Origin of the sequence: Aquimarina sp. ERC-38 (genome assembly GCF_026222555.1) — a bacterium.
GTDB lineage: Bacteria > Bacteroidota > Bacteroidia > Flavobacteriales > Flavobacteriaceae > Aquimarina.
The window spans coordinates 834,870-853,819 of the sequence record NZ_CP098511.1; the positions used below are offsets into that span (position 1 = coordinate 834,870).

Below are 18,950 nucleotides of genomic sequence, written 5' to 3' on the forward strand. Positions count from 1 at the left end.
AATAAAAATTACAAATGAAAATGGTAATTCATTAATTAACAATACTTTAATAATTACACACTTCTGAAATATAAAAAATAGGTTAATTTTAAGCCAAACACACAGATAATAAACTCTAAGAAACCTATGTTAGCCCACCAATACCTTTTGATCTCACCGTATTCTTTTTTACAACCTCATAAAAGCAGATTAAATCTGTAATTATTTGATTTTAAAAAGAGTAAATTACCCCAGACATTTTAATTAGTAATACGATCTTAAGCTGGGCTTATAGGAAATTAGCATCTTATTTTGTTTGTTGTACGTTCGTATTTAACATATTTATATTAATATAATTTTTTCACAATGAATCAAAACTTCTATTTAGGTAGTTTATTAAGAACTACACAATTTTTAAAACGATGGGGACTTCTCCTGTTACTAATTTCATCCTTTTCATATGTTGTAAAAGCACAACAAATGCGGATTGAACCCGGAGTTATTGTAACTTGTCCGGCAGATTTTGAAGCAAAGCATACTAAACATGGAATTCCTGAAATCCCTAATCCGGAGTTTAGGACAAAAATGAAGAAAAACGCTACTGCTGAATTTATTGTGACTTTTGGACCGGGAGCTTTAGCAAATCCGGAGGCCCAGGCTGCTTTTGAGTTTGCGCTGGATATTTGGGCAAATGAAATTGTTTCTTCAGTACCGATTCGGGTAACTGCTGATTTTGCTAGCTTTGCAAACCCTAGAACATTAGCGGCGGCAGGACCGACTTATGTAGTTGATAATTTTCCTAACGCCCCTGTGCCGGATGTTATTTACCCTGCTGCTTTAGCTAATGCCATAGCTGGTGAAGTATTAGATCCTAATCAAACCTCTGAATTTCGAGTAAGTTTGGGAGATGCCTTTAACTGGTATTTTGGGACCGATGGGAATCCCGGTCCGGGACAATTTGATTTTGTTACAGTTGCTCTACATGAGATAGGTCATGGTCTTGGATTTGTAAGCATAGATAATGTTGCTGGCGGAGTTGGTAGATTGTTCCCTACTAATCTTCCGAATTATGCAATCTTTTCTGAGTTTACGGTGAATGGTGACGGAGAACGTATTACCTCATTCCCTACCCCTTCAACTGAACTAGGTGATCAACTTACTTCAAATGACCTTTTTATTGATGGTCCTTTAACGGTAGCAGCACTTGGGGGTAACCCAGCTAAAATTTTTGCGCCTAACCCGTACCAAGGCGGATCGAGTATTTCACATTGGGATGAAGCTACCTTCCCGGCAGGAGACCCTAATTCTTTAATGTCTCCTCAAGTAGGCCAGCAAGAGTCTAACTTTGATATTGGTGCTATTACCCGTGGTTTCTTTCGCGATATGGGATGGGTCGTAAATGATGTTGTAATACCGCCACTATCAGTAGATCCTGATATGATTGAAGAAGAACTTTTTGTAGGTGAAGAGTTGCTCACATCAATTGCCCTAACCAATCAATCAGAAGAAACCCTTCAAGTTACAGGAAGTATTAAAAACGGAAGTTCATTTATAGATTTTACCGATGATCCGATGATTGAAATTGCTGCCTCAACTACGGATAGCCTACAGGTAACCTTAAATACTACAAATGCTGTAAAAGGAATAGTAAATGATACTATCGTACTTACCATATCTGGTATTGATGATCCTTTAGAAATACCAGTATCCCTTAGAATTCTGGACGGTACTGAAGCTCCGATCATTTCCGTTGACCCGGAATCCTTTGAAGAGACACTTATACAAAACACCGTACTTGTTAAAGACTTAACTATACAAAATCAGGGGGACGCACCTTTAACCTTTAATATTTCGGTTCAAGATGAAGATGGAATCGATGTATTTCCATCACAGGTAGCAAAAACCCAGTCTTTTATAAAAGAGAACGGATTTCAAAAAGTTACCCTGAACCAGCAGACAAGTGGTAATTCTATGACGAAAATGGTAGCTCCATCATCAAATAGTATGAATCAGATTGCTACTAGTTTATATGCAACTGATTTTGAAGATTTTACACCAGGAAATATCAATGGTCAAATGGGTTGGTTAAGCCGGTTTGACGATAACTGGATAATAAGTGATGAAAATGCTAAGGAAGGTTCACTCCATTTCAGGGGTATATCAGATGGACTTGGTACAAGACTCGGTGCTATTCCTTTGGCTGTAAGCCCAATAGTCACACCTTTTGACGATTTATACACTGCTTTCTCTGCGGATATTAACATTAATAGTGGAGGAAATACATGGGAGGTTATACCACAAAGTGTAGCTGAACAACTTATAGTAACTAGTGTAATATTTAATCCTGATAATACGATTGATATTCTAAACAACGACGGAGCTGATGGAGAATTGATACGTATTCCTCAAACTACTCCCGAAGGTTATTTTAAACTTTTAATTGAAGTATCAGGACCACGTAATGAGTTCCAGGTATTTTTTGATGATGAGTTAGTATTTACCGGCATCCCTTTTGCTTCTTTTATCGACCAGGTTGCCTTAATATCAGATATGATAGAAGAGGGAGGAACCTTAGATATGGATAATGTAGAAATTACTGATTTCAATGAGGATGCTTTTTTCGTTTCAGTTGCCCCTGAAGCTGGAAGTGTTGCTATACAGGATTCTACTACGGTAAATGTAATCTTTAATAGTAGAGACTTAGACCCTGGTACCTATATGGCAAATTTAGAAGTAACCAGTAATGACGCTGATAATAGTCCTATTGACATTCCTATTACAATGACAGTAGTTAAGCCTCCTACTATTAGTGTAAGCCCTGATTCTTTAAGCGTGGCAATTAACGTTGAGACGGACAATCCGGCAATTAAAACAGAAATTCTAACCATCACTAATTCCGGTCAAAGTCCTTTAGAATACAATGCAGCTATTGGTGAAAGTGATGTTCAATTTGCTGCCATGGCTGAAAAATCAAATAAAATTCTTAGCCAGTTAAACCTCAAAGATTATGGTGTGGGTAGTACAGGAAATGCCACGTTACGTAAAAGTAATACTACTTCTTCACCCGTCGCAAATTTAGAATTAAAGAATCTGGAAGAAATTACAGATAGTATATTTTATGATTCCGGTGTAAATGTCACTTCTACTTTTGTAGGTAGTGATGATGCGACAAGAGCATCTTCTACCGCTGTACGTTTTGACGTAGAGGAATTTTTTACCTTAACAGCTATTCGCAACGCGTTTAGAACTGAAGATGTAGAAGAACCCGTTGTTATTTTAGAAATTTATAAAGGCGGAACCAATCCTAACGAGGGAGAATTACTACTTACGCAAGCCGTAGAACAAACAAGTGAAGAGGGGATATTTGCGCTGGAAGAACTGATAGAATCCTTACAATTTAAGGCTGGCGAAAGTTTTTGGGTAGTTCATAAGTATCCGGTTGGCATTTTATTTCCGGCAGGTTTTGACGAGAATGGTATGCAAAGAGAAGGTGCTAATCTCTTTAGTCTTAATGGTGGAACTGACTGGGATATTGAAGTTCCCGATGATTTCATTTTCTTAAACAGGGCTTTAGGTACTACAATTCCACCAGCAGTACTTGTAGAACCTGCTAACGGGACTGTGGCGCCGGGCGCTACAGAAGAAGTTACGGTTACTTTTAACGCTACTGGACTTGCAAACGGCACCTATAATACTCCTATAGGAATTACTAGTAATGATCCGGTTACCCCTGAAGTAATAGTTCCAACTACCCTTGAGGTTACAGGACAAACTAATAATATTGTCGTAGAAGAAGAAGTCTTGTTTTACAACAATGTATTTGTAGGAAATCAAGCTCGCCAAACCGTAACTATTATTAATGACGGGTTAGGAACACTTACTATTGCAGAAATAAGTACGGATAATGATGATTTTACGGTTTTTAGAGAGAGCGCTGTCATTGGTGCAAAAGATTCTCTATCTGTTACGGTTACCTTTAATCCAAGCAGTGTAGGAAGCATCAACGGAATTCTATCTATTATAAGTGATGATGCGGATACCCCCCTCGTAGAAGTAATTTTAAACGGAGTAGGTGAAGAACCATCTGTAGCCGTTTTATCACCGGATCGTATAGAAGAAACACTTGAATCCGGAAGTACGACCACCAGCACGGTAACCTTATCTAATGAAGGAAACACTCCGTTAGTCTACTCATTTCCGGAGGTAGCTGCAGCTAACTTATTAAGTACTCCTGGTATTGTATTAAATAATACGAGTTATATCAATTACGCTACAACTAACGAAACAAAAGGAGCTGTTGATTCTCGCGCAGGCCATAACGTTATATTAGGAGCTGGTAGAGATGATGCTTTTGGATATAGATGGATTGATAATAATGAGATAGGAGGTCCTGTATATAATTTTCAAGATATTACTTCCACTGGGGAAGATATTACTCTTGATGTGGGTGGAGACGATACTTTTAATGCTCCTTTAAATTTTTCTTTTGAATTTTACGGCACTATGTATACTAACGTAAATGTACATGCAAATGGTTTTCTATCTTTTAACACAATAGAAACCGATTCTTTTATAAATCGTCAGATACCGGTTGATGATGCTGAAAATAACATCATTTCTGTACTATGGGATGATCTTGAACCTTTAGAGGGTGAAGGTTCTGTCCATTATCAAAGTTTTGAAGATAGGCTTATTGTACAATGGACTAATACACCACGCTTCTTTTTTCCTCTAGAGGAAACAGTAACGTTTCAGGTTGTTTTGTATAGTGATGGAAATATAGATATGTTTTATCAGGATGTGAGTACTGCAAGCTTCCGGAATAGTACCACAGTCGGTATTGAAAATGCAGACGGATCAGATGGAATACAAGTTGCTTTTAATACGGATTATATTGAAAACGGACTTGCCGTTAGATTTATTAAACCGGCTCTCGACCTTACCCCTTTTATTACTGAGATTGATAATATCTCAGGGGTGATAGCTGTAAACCGTTCCAGAAACTTTGAAGTTACCCTGGATGCTACTAACCTAACTGAGGGCGTTTATTTTGATGAATTAAGAGCCTCAACAAATTCCATAGATAAATCCCGAAGTACAGTACTTTTTGAACTAACAGTCGTAGAAGATGTTCTATCGGTAGATACAAATGTTTTAACGGGGAATGCAGGTTTTACGGTAAATAATCCGGTATCAGAATTAGCTAAATATCAAATTGGCACTCAGAAAAGTAATGCCTTACAGTTATCGTTAATGACTTTAACTGGTCAACAGGTGTATGGGGCTAAAGATTTTACCATAGATGCTTCCGGAAAAGGTTCTCTTGATGTTTCTGCACTTTCTAAAGGTATTTATTTATTAATCTTATCAGATGCTGATAAAAATGTACTGGGACAAAGAAAAATCGTAAAGAAATAAGAAAATAAGAATTCTTAGTACAGCTCTTATACTACAGAAAAAGCCACTTTGTTACTCTAAACAAAGTGGCTTTTTACTTATTTCAAATGTGAATATTAAATCGTAAAAGTTTAATTAACAATACTTTAATATCACTAAATTGTTGAAATATTAAAATTCCTTTACATTTAAAGCAAAGCACAAATTTGACAATTTCTAAAACTCTTTATATGGTTTACCCTACTTATTTAGCTACAAGTACTACTAAAATATTTTGTACCAATTAATTGATAAATATTAATTGGTCTGACTTTAATGTAGTAACTACTCCCCTCCTCTTTTAGATTACTGCATTCTTCTTATGTACAATTATGCAATGATAAGGTATTACCTTATCTGGTATCTACTATTCTATATACCCGCTACTTACTAACTTAAATTAAACACCATGAAAAAAAACTTCTACACAAGTAGTTTTTTAGGAACTATGCAATTCTTTAAAAGATGGGGACTACTCCTATGGCTACTATCCTTATTTTCTTATGTAACTCATGCACAAAAAGTAAAACATTACCCCGGGGTTATAGTAACCTGTCCTGCAGATTTTGAAGCAAAACATACAAAACACGGTATCCCTGAAATCCCGAACGCAAAATTGAAAAGTAGCTTAAAACAAAACGCTACTGCCGAATTTATTGTGACTTTTGGTCCGGGAGCCGAAGCTAACCCGCGAGCAAAAGCCGCTTTTGAGTTTGCACTGGATATTTGGGCAAATGAAATTGTTTCTTCAGTACCTATTCGTGCTTTTGTTGATTTTGCGACATTTGATGATCCTGGCGTCCTAGCTGCTGCAGGTCCTACCTACCTAAGCGTTGGTTTTCCTAATGCACCGGATCCGATTGCCTCTTATCCTGCCCCCCTTGCAAACGCATTAGCAGGTGAAACGCTTTTACCAGTAGAGTTGGATTATGATTTTACAGTCAGCTTAGGAGATGGTTTTGAATGGTATTATGGTACTGACGGTAATGCCGGTCCCGGGCAATTTGACTTTATCACCGTTGCACTACATGAAATTGGGCACGGACTAGGATTTTTAAATGTAAATTCAATTGGCTTTGATGGGTTAGGTACCTTAAGAGGATCAGATACCCCTGATTATTCAGTCTTTTCTAATTATATAGTAAATGGTAATGATGAAAGTATCAAAAGTTTTCCGGACCCTTCAGAAGAATTAGCAAATGAATTAACGTCTGATGACCTTTTTGTTAACAGTCCTTTTGCCGTTGAAGCCCTGGGAGGTACGCTACCTAAAATATATGCACCCTTTCCCTATCGGGTCGGTTCGAGTATATCTCATTGGGATGAGGATGCATTTCCTGCTGGGGATCCTAATTCATTAATGACTCCTGTGGCTAATACACAAGAGTCTAATTTTGATATTGGTAATATTACCCGGGGCTTTTTTAGGGATATGGGCTGGGAAATTAATGGCAACTTTAATCCCGTAACATCTAATCCCAGTAGGATTAGTGAAGAACTTTTTGTAAATAATGAATTACAAATACCAATTACCTTAAGCAATCCCTTAGCAGAACCGGCAGAAGTTACCGCAAGTATCAAAAACGGAAGTGAATTTATAAGCATTACTTCTGAAACTAATTTTGAAATTGCACCGTCAGGTACTGATACTTTAAAAATTACCTTAAGCACTATAAATGTTCCCAAAGGTATTTTTAGGGATACTATTGTTCTTGCTACAGCAGGTTTTGATAATATTAGGGAAGTACCCGTATCACTTAGAATCTTAGATGGAACTGAAATAGCAGTACTTTCTATTGATCAGGACTCCTTAAATGAAACGGTAGATTTAAATAACACGGCGGTTAGAGAACTAAGTATACGTAATTTGGGAGATGACCCACTTACCTATAGTATTGCAGTTCAAGATGAAGATGGAAATGATGTTTTCCCCTTACAAGTAGCAAAAACAAAATCCTTTATTGAAAAAAACGGATTTAAAAAAATTACTCTGGATCCACCTACTAGTGGTAATCCCCTCTATCAAATGGTATATAACAAGGATAAAACTGCAAATCAGTTAAATTCCAGTTTATATGCAACGGATTTTGAAGATTTTGAACTGGGAAGACTTAACGAACAAATAGGTTGGTTTGCAGCATACGAGGATAATTGGGTCATAAGCGATGATAACCCAAAAGAAGGTTCTTTACATATAAGAGGAGAATCAGACGGACTGGGTAGTACCAGAGAATTTGGAGAACCATTAGCTATAAGTCCTAGGGTCACACCCGTCAGTAATGCATACACCGCTTTTTCAGCAGATGTCCAAATTCAAGGGGACGGAAATACCTGGCAATTATTACCACAAAATGCTACGGAAGGACTCGTAGTTACCCGGATTATTTTTAACCCTGATAAAAGTATAGATATCTTGAATTTAGAGAATGGAGGTGAATTAGTACGTATTCCTCAGACCGTTCCTGATGGCTATTTTAAGGTATCCATTGAAGTTTCAGGTATCCTTGAGGAATTCTCCGTATTTTTTGATGATGAACTTGTTTTTACCGGGATACCCTTTGGTACGTTTATGGAAGAAGTTGCCCTGGTATCTGATATGGCTGTAGCCGGGGGTACTATGGATGTTGATAATTTTGAAATAACTGATTTTAACGAAGATGGCTTCTTTGTATCAGTTGCCCCGAGGGCGGGAGAAGTAGCTATTGCTGATTCTACTGAGGTTAGGGTTGTTTTTGATAGCAGAGGCCTGGATAAAGGAGTATATACAGCAAATTTAAAAGTATCTAGCAATGATTCGATTAATAGTCCCGTTAACATACCTGTGAGTCTGACCGTAGCTTTACCTCCTACCATTGTCGTAACCCCGGATTCTTTAAATGTAGCTATCAATGTCCAAACAGACGTTCCGGCAGTTAAAACCGAGACTTTTACCATATCTAATGCTGGTGAAAGTCCTTTAGAATATACGACAGCTGTCACTGATGGTTCCGTCCAACTATCAGCTTTAGCGAATAAATCAAAAGCAATACTTGACGGATTAAACCTTAAAGACTATGGCTTAGGAAATACAAAAAAAGGAACATGGGCTAAAGACTACCCAAACAAACTATCTTCTTCTAAAACATCCGAATTAAAAAACCTGGAAGATATTACAGATAGTATATTTTATGATTCAGGCGAAAGTCTTATTCCTTTCTTATTCGGTTTTAGTGATCCTGATATACCGGTTTCTTCGGCTATACGTTTTGATGTCTCGGAATCCTTTACTTTATCTGCTATTCGTAACGGGTTCAGGGCTAATCTTGACGAAGATATCGTTGTCATTTTAGAAATTTATAAAGGCGGGAGTACTCCTAATGAAGGAGAACTACTACTCACTCAGGCAATAGAACAGGAAAGTGCTTTTGAGGTGATTATATTAGAAGAGTTAACCACAAAATTACAGTTTCAGGCAGGAGATTCATTTTGGGTTGTTCACAAATACCCAACAGGTGTAAGAAACCCGGTAGGTTACGATGATCTGGGTATTTTACGTGAAGGTGCAAACTTGGTAAGTTCTGATGGCGGAGCTAACTGGGTTGCCTTGCCAAGTTTTAATATTTACAATCGGGCATTAGGTAGTAAAGAGTCACTTCTAGTGATAGAACCATCAAGCGGTACTCTAGCTCCAAGAGCTACACAAGAAGTTGCTGTTACTTTTGCCGCCAGCAATTTTGCTAATGGGGTTTATAAAAACACTATCGCCATTAATAGTAACGATCCGGTGACCCCTCAAGCAGAGGTGCATACTACCTTAGAGATTTCGGGGCAGGTTAATGATATTGAATTACTGGACGAAGTAGTTTTATTTAATGATGTATTTATAGGGAGTACAAGTGAAAAAACTATCACTATTGTTAATAACGGATTAGGTAGCCTTACCCTAAATGAACTAAGTACGGACATTGAGGATTTTACGCTATCAGAACAGAGCGCTATCGTAAACTCAAAGGATTCGCTTGTGGTAAGCGTTACTTTTACTCCCCGTACTACTGGTAATATTAATAGTATTTTATCCATAAAAAGCGATAATGCAGATAACCCGGAGTTAACGGTTGTACTAAACGGGGTCGGAGTTGAACCTCCGGTAGCAGTATTGTCACCAGATGAAGTTAACCTAGAGGTTGAAGCCGGAAGTACGACAACCAGCACAGTAACACTAGAAAATGAAGGTAATGCTCCGTTAATTTATTCTTTTCCGGAGGTTGCGGTAACTAAATTATTAAATACTAAAGGTCTGGTACTTAATAATACCGGGCATATCGATTATGGAGTCACTAAGAGTTTAACTAAAGATGCGCTTGGCAGCCGTAAAGGCCATAATGTAGTTTTAGGAGCAGGATCTGACGATAATTTTGGGTACACCTGGATTGATAGTGATGAAGATGGAGGTCCCGTATTTAATTTTGAAGATATCTCTACTACAGGTATTGAAGTTACCTTGGATGTAGGTCTGGATCAATTTATAAATGTACCCTTACCTTTTACATTTGACTTTTATGGTTCAGAGTATACTGATATATACATATCCGAAAATGGTTTTCTTTCTTTTAACCAACCCGGTCCTACTAATGCTTTTAATGACCAAATCCCTTTTCCTGACGATGTCAATAATATTATTTCAGCAATGTGGAGTGATCTTGCAAGATTACCTTCGGGAAGTATGCTACATTATCAAAATTTTGACGATAAATTTATCGTACAATGGACAACGTTTGCCGAACTTTTCAGTAATCCTGATGAAAGTGTAACTTTTCAAATTGTTTTATATCCCGACGGTAATATAGATATTTTCTATGATGATGTATCAACTGCAAGATTTCTGGATATAGTTACTGTGGGCATTGAAAATACAAATGGTTCTGACGGGATACAGGTAGCTTTTAATACGGAATATATTAAAGATAACTTAGCTGTTAGATTTATCAAACCCGACGAAGGAGATGTTCCCTTTATCACCGGTATTAATAAAGCTACAGGAGCAATACCTGCTCAGGGCTCCGCAACTTTTACGGTTACCATTGATGGTACTGATTTAAGTCCGGGCCTATACTTTGATGAATTGGTGCTGTCCAGTAACTCCGTAGACAAATCCAGAAGTAGCACCCTATTTAATTTGACGGTGTTAGAAGCTAATACACTTACTGTAGATAGGAATGATTTTTTAAATTCCGGATTTAAGGTTAACAATCCGGTATCAGATGTCGCTATTTATCAAATCAGTAATCAAAAGAATGCGAGGTATCAGTTAAAGTTATTAACCTTAACCGGTCAGCAGATGTATAGTTCTGATGATTTTATACTGGATAGTTCCGGCAAAGGTTCTCTTGATGTTTCTAACCTTGCTAAAGGAGTGTACATATTAATACTGTCGGATCTAAGTACTAATATTTCTTCCCAAAAGAAAATTATTAAACAATAGCTGTTTTTTGTTTTTAAACAACTATTTAAGTTAGCCAAAGCCGTTTTGATGATCATATCAAAACGGCTTTTTATATAATTCTGTAATCATAACTAAACCAGAAAAACAAGTAAGTAAAGGAGTTTTCTCCTCAAACATAATTTTATTAGGAATATCTATAATTTCTATTGTTAAAATCATTAATTTATGAACCTTTGTTCATTTTTTACGAGCAAATGCTAAAAGTTTACTACTTTAGCCCTCTCATTCAAATGGCATTTTCAATTTAGTAACTATTGGTATTTTAACTTTTATACCTTATTAAGCGAATCTCTATTATTGTAAATATGATTTTACAACCACTGGAATAATAACAATCTTAAAATCTTCAAACTAAAATTGACTAGCCTGCCATAAGAAATGTATAGAAGGAAAACACTTTATATTGGATTAACCCTAGCTGGTATACTTTTTCAAATGTGGAGTTGCCAAGATGAAATCAAGGTAGAAGAATCAAAGTTGGTATTTTTAACCTTTAAAAATACATTAGCTATTGATAGAATAGATGCTCCTGTAAAAATTTCACGTGGTTTATTATTAAAAAATATAGATAGCCTGCCTGAAAATAATACGGTAGTATTAGTGGATTCTACAGGGTCTATTCTTCCTTTTCGATTAGAGGATGTGGATAATGATGGCAATTGGGATGAGTTTAATACTACCATGAATTTTAAAGCTAATGAGACTAAAAAGCTACAAGTCAAGGTAGTACCTTCTTATCAAGTTCCTACCTTTAAACAGCATACTAATATTCATTTTGGTAATGGTAAAAAAAGTGATAAGATATTTCAAATATTGTCTTATCAAAAAAAGCAAAAGCCGGGTAAAATAAATTCGTTATTCTTTTTAAATAGATCAAAAGGATCAGGTTTTTCTTATGTAGCTTTACACAAATTTAATACTATACATACAAGTATCACTAATACATTGTCGAATCCGGTAAAAGGAATCTATGAATAAACGGATAATAACTTTAGGTGAAGTTTTAATGCGATTGACCACGCCAGTTAGCGAACGGTTTTTACAAGCTCAAAATTATAATATTTACTTTGGTGGAGCAGAAGCTAATGTTTCTGTAGCTCTAGCCAATTGGGGTGTTTCTACCGCCCACGTCACCTCATTTCCTGCACATGATATTGGGCGGGCAGCCACTAATTATTTAAAACAACATGGAGTCGATACCTCATTTGTTTATACGAATGAAGGTAGAATGGGACTATATTTCCTAGAAAATGGGGTTATGCAACGTTCCTCCAAAATTATATATGATCGTTTTGATTCTTCCTTTTCAAAGTTAGATCCTGCTACCATTGACTGGGATCTGGTATTTAAAGATGCGGATTGGTTTCACTGGACAGGGATTACCCCTGCTGCCTCTGCCACCGCAGCCCAGATTTGCCTGGATGCTTTAAAAGCTGCTGAGAAAAAAGGAATTACTGTGAGTGGTGATATCAATTACAGAAGAAATCTTTGGCAATATGGCAAACAACCTTTGGATATTATGCCGGAATTAGTGAGTCGTACCCATGTGATTATTGCAGGCCTCACAGATTTTGAAAATTGTATGGATATTATAAGTGATGACTTTACGGATGCTTGTCAAAAAGCGATACAGGCTTTCCCTTCCATAGAAACCATTGCAAATACCCATCGCGAATCGGTATCTGCTTCGCATAACCGCTTAACGGGTATGCTTTATAAAAACGGAAAATTATTGACTTCCAAAACTTACGATATCAGCCATATCGTAGATCGTATAGGAGGCGGAGATTCATTTATGTCCGGTCTTATTTACGGCTTAATGAATAAAAATGATCAGGATGCTCTGGAATTTGCAGTGGCCGCATCAGTTTTAAAACATTCCATTATCGGGGATGCAAACCTGACATCTATTGAAGAAGTAGAACAACTAACCCATGGAGTGAACATAGGCAAACTCCTAAGATAATAAACATGAATAAAGAAGCAAGCTACATTATTGAAAATATGAAATCTACAGGGATGATCCCTGTATTTAACCATGCTAATATCGAAATTACCCAACAAGTGGTAGATGCAGCATACCAGGGAGGTGTCCGGGTTTTTGAATTTACCAATCGTGGGGCAAATGCGCTGGAAGTTTTTAAGGCTTTGAAATCCTATACTGAAAAGTATGAAGATCTTCTGCTAGGGATCGGAACTATATTTACCAAAGAACAAGCTGCGGATTTTATTGCAGCGGGGACAGACTTTATAGTATCACCCGCCTTAATTGATGAAGTTGCAGAAGAAGCTATAAAGCATAACATGGTCTGGATACCCGGTTGTGCCACACTTACTGAAGTTTATAAAGCCATTACCATGGGAGCAGCCGTCGTAAAATCTTTTCCGGGTAATGTCCTGGGGCCCGATTTTATAAAAGCAGTAAAGTCCGTTCTTCCGGAAGTACATATTATGCCCACCGGAGGCGTAAAACCTACCCGTGAAAACCTAAGCCAATGGTTTAATGCCGGAGTTTTATGTGTAGGAATGGGATCTCAACTATTTAATAAAGAGGATATTAAAAACAAAAATTACACCAAATTAAGTGCTGATATTACGAATGCAATTAATTTAATTAAAGAACTAAAAGGTTAATAGTATTGTTATCTACATAAAAAAGCCGTTTCACAAAGGTTATGAAACGGCTTTTTTATGTATTTCAACGACTTCAGTTCGAATATGAATAATCACTTGAATATTCCATCTTTTACCAATTATTCTACGTTTAGTACCTCCTCAATCTGCGGGGCATATTTTTTAATGGTCATTTCCACCCCGGATTTTAATGTCATCTGATTCACACTACATCCTACGCAGGCACCTTCCAGTTGTACTTTTACCCTTTTGTCATCTTCTATAGCTACCAGAGAAATATCTCCACCGTCACTTTTTAAAAACGGTCGGATTTCTTCTAGTGCTTTTTCCACATTCATCCTAAGTTCTTCTGTTGTCATCATTGTCTACTTTTTTACCGCAGCACATCCTGCCATAGTTGTTATCTTTATTGCTTCTGTGGGAGGCAACATATCATTTCTATTTACCACCTCGCGTACTACTTCTTTAGTAATTGCAGTAAAAGCTTCCTGCACTACCGAACTGGTTTGTAAAGCAGCAGGCCTACCTACGTCCCCTGCTTCACGAATCCCTTGTACTAATGGGATTTCACCCAGGAACGGAACTTCCAAATCTTCAGATAAGTGTTTAGCTCCTTCTTTTCCAAAGATATAATATTTATGGTCAGGTAATTCTTCCGGAGTAAAATACGCCATATTTTCGATAATACCTAAAACCGGCACGGCAATACTATCCTGTTGAAACATAGAGATCCCTTTACGGGCATCTGCTAAGGCTACCAGTTGCGGAGTACTTACAATAACGGCTCCGGTTATGGGTAAGGATTGCATAATTGACAGGTGGATATCTCCGGTTCCCGGAGGTAAATCCAGTAATAAAAAGTCCAGTTCTCCCCAGGCAGCATCAAAAATCATTTGATTTAAAGCTTTTGCCGCCATTGGCCCTCTCCAGACTACCGCCTGATTTAATTGTGTAAAAAATCCTATAGAAAGAATTTTTACCCCGTAACTTTCAATTGGTTTCATCTTAGAAGCACCATCTACCTTTACAGAGAGTGGTCGTTCTCTTTCTACATCAAACATGACGGGTATGGAAGGCCCGTAGATATCAGCATCCAGCACTCCGACTTTAAAACCCATTTCTGCCAGGGTTACGGCAATGTTAGAAGTAACTGTTGATTTACCTACCCCCCCTTTTCCGGAAGCAATGGCAACAATATTTTTAATTCCCGGGATAGGTTTTCCCTTAATTACATTCTTAGCAGCTTCTTCTTTAGGTGGTGCAGCGACCGCTATATTTACCTTTACCTTGGCTTTTTCATAAACTTCGCTATGAATAATTTTTATAATATCAACCTCGGTTCTTTTTTTAATATGTAATGCGGGGGTTTTTAAAACCACATCTACAATTACTTCGTCTGCAAAAGTCATTACATTTTGAACCGCACCACTATCTACCAGGTTTTGACCTTCCCCGGCAACCGTAATTTTTTTTAAAGCTTCAAAGATTTTTGGCTTTTCCAACTTCATAAACAACTGCTATTTTTAAATTCTATTAATTCCTATTACAAAGATACTTTATTAAAGCGTAAAGAGATCTAATTCTGCAAACGGAGCGTACAAAGTATTTGTGATAACACAAAGATTATCCTAAATCGGTAACCGGATTCCAATACACCTTTTCAAAATCCTGGATTTGGTTATCTTTTACTACAATCCCTTCGTTTTCTAATAACTGTTGCATTAAATTGGTTCCTTCAAAATGATGTTTTCCGGTAAGGATGCCTTTTTGATTAACTACCCGGTGTGCAGGCACATCCGTTCTGTTTTTACAGGCGTTCATTGCCCATCCTACCATTCTGGCGCTTTTTGCTGCTCCCAGATATTTTGCAATACTTCCGTAGGAAGTAACTCTTCCGTAAGGGATACGCTTTGCTACCACATATACTTTTTCAAAAAAACTTTGCTCTTCCATTACTTAGGTTATTCTACATCCGTAAAGATTCGTACTACGGTAATGACTACTAAAATTAACATTAAAAATGCCATAAAGTAGTTAGAATATTTAGTGATTGATGCCGTTCTGTTTTCTATTTTTAAAAAGGACAATACGTATAGATATAAGGAAGTAAAGGTTCCTAATCCTGCGGCAATACTAAATACGGTAATATAGTAGGCATCATAATCTACTTTATTACTTACACTCATCGCTGCGGCTATTGCACAGAAATAAGGGATGGGTAGTATGTTTAATAAGGATACCATTGCTCCTTTAAAAAAACTCTGGGTATGTGCATGCTTATACGTTCTTATTTTTATATTTTTTTGCCGGGCTTTTACAAAGAAATAGATAGATAGTAACAAAAAGATGACGGCTCCCGTCCGTAATAAAATATTCCGGACATACGGGTTAAAAAAGATATATTTTGCCAGTAAGATAGCGATACATGCCTGGATAAACACCACAAGTGTTGCTCCGATAGCCACCAGTAATCCGTTATGTTTTCCCCTTTCAACACAAGTCTTTGCCACCGTCATATTAACTAAGCCGGGAGGTAATACCCCCAGTAGCGAAGCAAAATAGGTAATCAGGAAAAATTTTGTTACTTCCAAAGCTTATGATTTTAAAGTAAACTGTATGTAGGTTATGGCTTTCTTTTGTTCAAGATATTGTTTTTCATAAAAAGTCTGAATAGCCGTTACTTCTTTGGGAGCTCCTTCATTTTTATAAACATCGTGGTTTGCATATAAAACAGGATATCCAAGCCCATGTAATAACCCTAAAGTATAACCATGCATAAATTCACTATCGGTCTTCAAATGCAATAATCCTTCCGGTTTTAAAATATCTTTATACTGACTTAAAAAACTAGTATTGGTAAGCCGGTGTTTAGTACGTTTATACTTAATTTGTGGGTCAGGAAAGGTAATCCAAATTTCATCTACTTCACTCTCATTAAAGAAATAAGAAATTAATTCGATTTGCGTCCTGATAAAAGCTACGTTATTAAGATCTTCTTCTAAAGCGGCTTTGGCTCCTTTCCAGAACCGTGCTCCTTTGATATCAATACCAATAAAGTTTTTATTTGGGTTTCTCTTTGCTAATTCAATGGTGTATTCCCCTTTTCCACAGCCTAATTCGAGAACAATTGGGTTTGAATTTTTAAAAAAATCAGTTCTCCAGGAACCTTTGTAACTAACCTGATCTTTTAATACTTCTTCTCTTGGTATTTCTATAACATTTCTAAACGTTTTATTTTCTTTAAACCGCTTTAGTTTGTTTTTACTTCCCACAACTTATAAATAAGCATCAAATGTAATTAATACCCAATAAACTATAAAATAGAGAAGCTGCCTTTATTTTTAAAAATAGCCATTGTCCTGATTTATTGTAGTTTGGGATGATCTGTTACCGGTATTTTTGCTTTCTCCAGCGTAAAAGAAAATTCGCTTCCTATCCGGTAGTCACTTTCTACATAGATTTTTTCTCTATGAGCTTCAATGATATGTTTTACAATAGCTAAGCCTAATCCGGAACCACCTACCTTTCTGGAGCCACTTTTATCCACCCGATAGAAGCGTTCAAACAAGCGTGGAATATGAGATTCTGCGATTCCTTCTCCATTATCGGTTACCCGAATGATAATTTTATTTTTAACTAAATTTTCAATACTTACCTCCGTAGTCCCGTCTTCTTTACCGTATTTAATAGAATTTACAACCAGATTAGAAAGTACCTGTTGGATTCGTTCCTTATCTGCATAAACCAGGATTGGTTTCTGATATTGCATATCGAATAAAAGGGTAATGTTTTTTTTTGCAGCTTTCATCTCAAAAAGGTCAAAAACGCTCTGTATTAATTCAACAATATTAAAAGTGGAGTAATTGAGATTCAGGTCGCCCACCTCTAATTTGGTGATCATATCCAGGTCATTTACAATATAAATAAGACGTTCTACCCCTTTATTTGCCCGGTTTAGGTATTTCTCCAGGATTTTTTTATCACTCATGGCCCCATCCAACAATGTCAAAATATATCCCTGTACGGTAAAAAGTGGGGTTTTTAACTCATGGGATACATTACCCATAAATTCTTTCCGATAATCTTCTCTGACTTTTAAGCGTTCGATTTCACTTTTTCGTTTTAACGCAAATTTTTCAACTTCTTTAATTAGCGTCTGCATATCCGTAGTCACCGGGGTTCGGTTTATATTTTCTACGTCCAGCATTTCAATATCGTCATATATTTTACGGACACTGCGATAGATAAAACGTTGTACCCGATATTGTATAATTACAAAGCAAATCGGATAACAAAATACCGGAAACAGTAGCATATATGCTACTTTAAAAACTAGTGGGTTTTGATAAAAAAAAACGCTTAGTAAAAGCGTTAATATAAGAGTAATATATAAGGAAGATAAAGTTGCAAAGCGATATGATTTTTTAAATTTTTCTGCCATTAAACTACAAACTTGTATCCGACCCCCTTGATCGTTTTAAAACTGGAATCGCCGATCTTTTCTCTTAACTTTCTGATATGAACGTCAATGGTACGGCCACCTACCACAACTTCATTACCCCATACTTTATCTAAGATATCTTCTCTTTTAAAAACCTTTCCGGGTTTTGAGGCTAATAAAGATAACAATTCAAATTCTTTTCGCGGAAGTAGAATTTCTTTTTTGTCTTTTATAATTTTATATTCATCCCGATTGATCACCAGATTCCCGATTTTTACTACGTTATTAGAAGTTTCTTCTTCTTTTAACCTGCGTAACAAAGCTTTTACTTTACTAACTAGGACTTTAGGACGTATGGGCTTGGTAATATAATCATCAGCTCCGGCATCAAAACCAGCTACTTGTGAATAATCTTCTCCTCGGGCGGTTAAAAAGGTAATGATTGTATGTTCCAGATCCGGTATTTTACGGATATTTTCACAGGCTTCTATACCATCCATTTCCGGCATCATCACATCCAGGATTATCAGGTGGGGCTTTTTTTTATTTGCTTTAGCAACTGCCTCCACCCCGTTTTCAGCTGTAATTACATTATATCCTTCAGCACTCAAATTGTAACTTACAATCTCAAGGATATCCGGTTCGTCATCAACTAACAGTATGGTAATATCTTTTTTCTTCATTTTAAATAAATTCTTAACCAGGTATGTAAATATACTACATAAAACAGAGGCTAACTTTAATATCTAACAAGGTAACAATTCGCTAACCTTAACTTTAACTAAAGTATACATAGCGCTATCTATCCTATCCTAAATCCTTTCCAAAGGAAGGGACTTTTAGCTACCTTCCATTTAAGAAGGGCTGGGCATGGGATTGATTTATATGAATTAGGATTACCTACGCTATTTAGAGCCTACGTTATTATTTCTTTATTTTATGATGAAAAATACTTGACCTTGCTAGTATGGTCAAGCA

12 protein-coding genes are annotated in these 18,950 nt (G+C 36.7%); 5 read left to right on the forward strand and 7 right to left on the reverse strand.

The window, feature by feature from the left end; genetic code table 11:
- The first annotated feature begins 345 nt into the window (after positions 1-345).
- The 5 genes from NBT05_RS03630 (at position 346) to eda (ending at position 13,531) form a co-directional block, all read left to right on the forward strand.
- Positions 346-5,397, forward strand: coding sequence for a choice-of-anchor D domain-containing protein (locus tag NBT05_RS03630; RefSeq protein ID WP_265772085.1), 5,052 nt, complete (start codon positions 346-348; stop codon positions 5,395-5,397).
- Positions 5,398-5,824: 427 nt separating this feature from the next.
- Positions 5,825-10,876, forward strand: a complete 5,052-nt coding sequence (locus tag NBT05_RS03635) for a choice-of-anchor D domain-containing protein (protein WP_265772086.1) — start codon at positions 5,825-5,827, stop codon at positions 10,874-10,876.
- A 399-nt stretch (positions 10,877-11,275) separates the two neighbouring features.
- Positions 11,276-11,875 (forward strand): DUF4861 family protein, encoded by a 600-nt coding sequence (locus tag NBT05_RS03640; RefSeq protein ID WP_265772087.1) that lies wholly within the window; start codon positions 11,276-11,278, stop codon positions 11,873-11,875.
- Positions 11,868-12,863, forward strand: coding sequence for a sugar kinase (locus NBT05_RS03645; protein WP_265772088.1), 996 nt, complete (start codon positions 11,868-11,870; stop codon positions 12,861-12,863). Before NBT05_RS03640 ends, NBT05_RS03645 begins: the two co-directional genes overlap by 8 nt.
- Before the next feature lie 5 nt (positions 12,864-12,868).
- Positions 12,869-13,531: a bifunctional 4-hydroxy-2-oxoglutarate aldolase/2-dehydro-3-deoxy-phosphogluconate aldolase gene (gene eda / locus NBT05_RS03650; RefSeq protein WP_265772090.1), complete on the forward strand. Its 663-nt coding sequence runs from the start codon at positions 12,869-12,871 to the stop codon at positions 13,529-13,531.
- A 119-nt stretch (positions 13,532-13,650) separates the two neighbouring features.
- Here eda and NBT05_RS03655 read toward each other — a convergent pair whose 3' ends face one another.
- The 7 genes from NBT05_RS03655 to NBT05_RS03685 form a co-directional block, all read right to left on the reverse strand.
- Positions 13,651-13,890 carry a NifU family protein gene (locus tag NBT05_RS03655; RefSeq protein WP_265773201.1) on the reverse strand — a complete coding sequence of 80 codons (240 nt, stop codon included), beginning with the start codon at positions 13,888-13,890 and terminating at the stop codon, positions 13,651-13,653.
- Positions 13,891-13,896: 6 nt separating this feature from the next.
- Complete coding sequence (locus NBT05_RS03660) at positions 13,897-15,039, reverse strand: Mrp/NBP35 family ATP-binding protein (RefSeq protein ID WP_265772092.1); 1,143 nt, start codon at positions 15,037-15,039, stop codon at positions 13,897-13,899.
- Positions 15,040-15,154: 115 nt separating this feature from the next.
- A complete protein-coding gene (locus NBT05_RS03665; RefSeq protein WP_265772093.1) occupies positions 15,155-15,484 on the reverse strand; it encodes an MGMT family protein in 330 nt (109 codons plus the stop codon).
- Positions 15,485-15,492: 8 nt separating this feature from the next.
- Complete coding sequence (locus NBT05_RS03670; protein ID WP_265772094.1) at positions 15,493-16,122, reverse strand: LysE family translocator; 630 nt, start codon at positions 16,120-16,122, stop codon at positions 15,493-15,495.
- A gap of 3 nt (positions 16,123-16,125) precedes the next feature.
- Complete coding sequence (gene trmB, locus NBT05_RS03675) at positions 16,126-16,803, reverse strand: tRNA (guanosine(46)-N7)-methyltransferase TrmB (RefSeq protein WP_265772095.1); 678 nt, start codon at positions 16,801-16,803, stop codon at positions 16,126-16,128.
- A 92-nt stretch (positions 16,804-16,895) separates the two neighbouring features.
- Positions 16,896-17,972, reverse strand: a complete 1,077-nt coding sequence (locus NBT05_RS03680) for a sensor histidine kinase (protein WP_265772096.1) — start codon at positions 17,970-17,972, stop codon at positions 16,896-16,898.
- Positions 17,972-18,655: a response regulator transcription factor gene (locus NBT05_RS03685; protein ID WP_265772098.1), complete on the reverse strand. Its 684-nt coding sequence runs from the start codon at positions 18,653-18,655 to the stop codon at positions 17,972-17,974. Before NBT05_RS03685 ends, NBT05_RS03680 begins: the two co-directional genes overlap by 1 nt.
- Positions 18,656-18,950 lie beyond the last annotated feature (295 nt).

Bases quoted from the DNA above. Each gene is read 5' to 3' on its own strand.
- NBT05_RS03630 (WP_265772085.1), top strand. From the start codon at position 346: ATGAATCAAAACTTCTATTTAGGTAGTTTATTAAGAACTACACAATTT.
- NBT05_RS03635 (WP_265772086.1), top strand. From the start codon at position 5,825: ATGAAAAAAAACTTCTACACAAGTAGTTTTTTAGGAACTATGCAATTC.
- NBT05_RS03640 (WP_265772087.1), top strand. From the start codon at position 11,276: ATGTATAGAAGGAAAACACTTTATATTGGATTAACCCTAGCTGGTATA.
- NBT05_RS03645 (WP_265772088.1), top strand. From the start codon at position 11,868: ATGAATAAACGGATAATAACTTTAGGTGAAGTTTTAATGCGATTGACC.
- eda (WP_265772090.1), top strand. From the start codon at position 12,869: ATGAATAAAGAAGCAAGCTACATTATTGAAAATATGAAATCTACAGGG.
- NBT05_RS03655 (WP_265773201.1), bottom strand. From the start codon at position 13,890: ATGACAACAGAAGAACTTAGGATGAATGTGGAAAAAGCACTAGAAGAA.
- NBT05_RS03660 (WP_265772092.1), bottom strand. From the start codon at position 15,039: ATGAAGTTGGAAAAGCCAAAAATCTTTGAAGCTTTAAAAAAAATTACG.
- NBT05_RS03665 (WP_265772093.1), bottom strand. From the start codon at position 15,484: ATGGAAGAGCAAAGTTTTTTTGAAAAAGTATATGTGGTAGCAAAGCGT.
- NBT05_RS03680 (WP_265772096.1), bottom strand. From the start codon at position 17,972: ATGGCAGAAAAATTTAAAAAATCATATCGCTTTGCAACTTTATCTTCC.
- NBT05_RS03685 (WP_265772098.1), bottom strand. From the start codon at position 18,655: ATGAAGAAAAAAGATATTACCATACTGTTAGTTGATGACGAACCGGAT.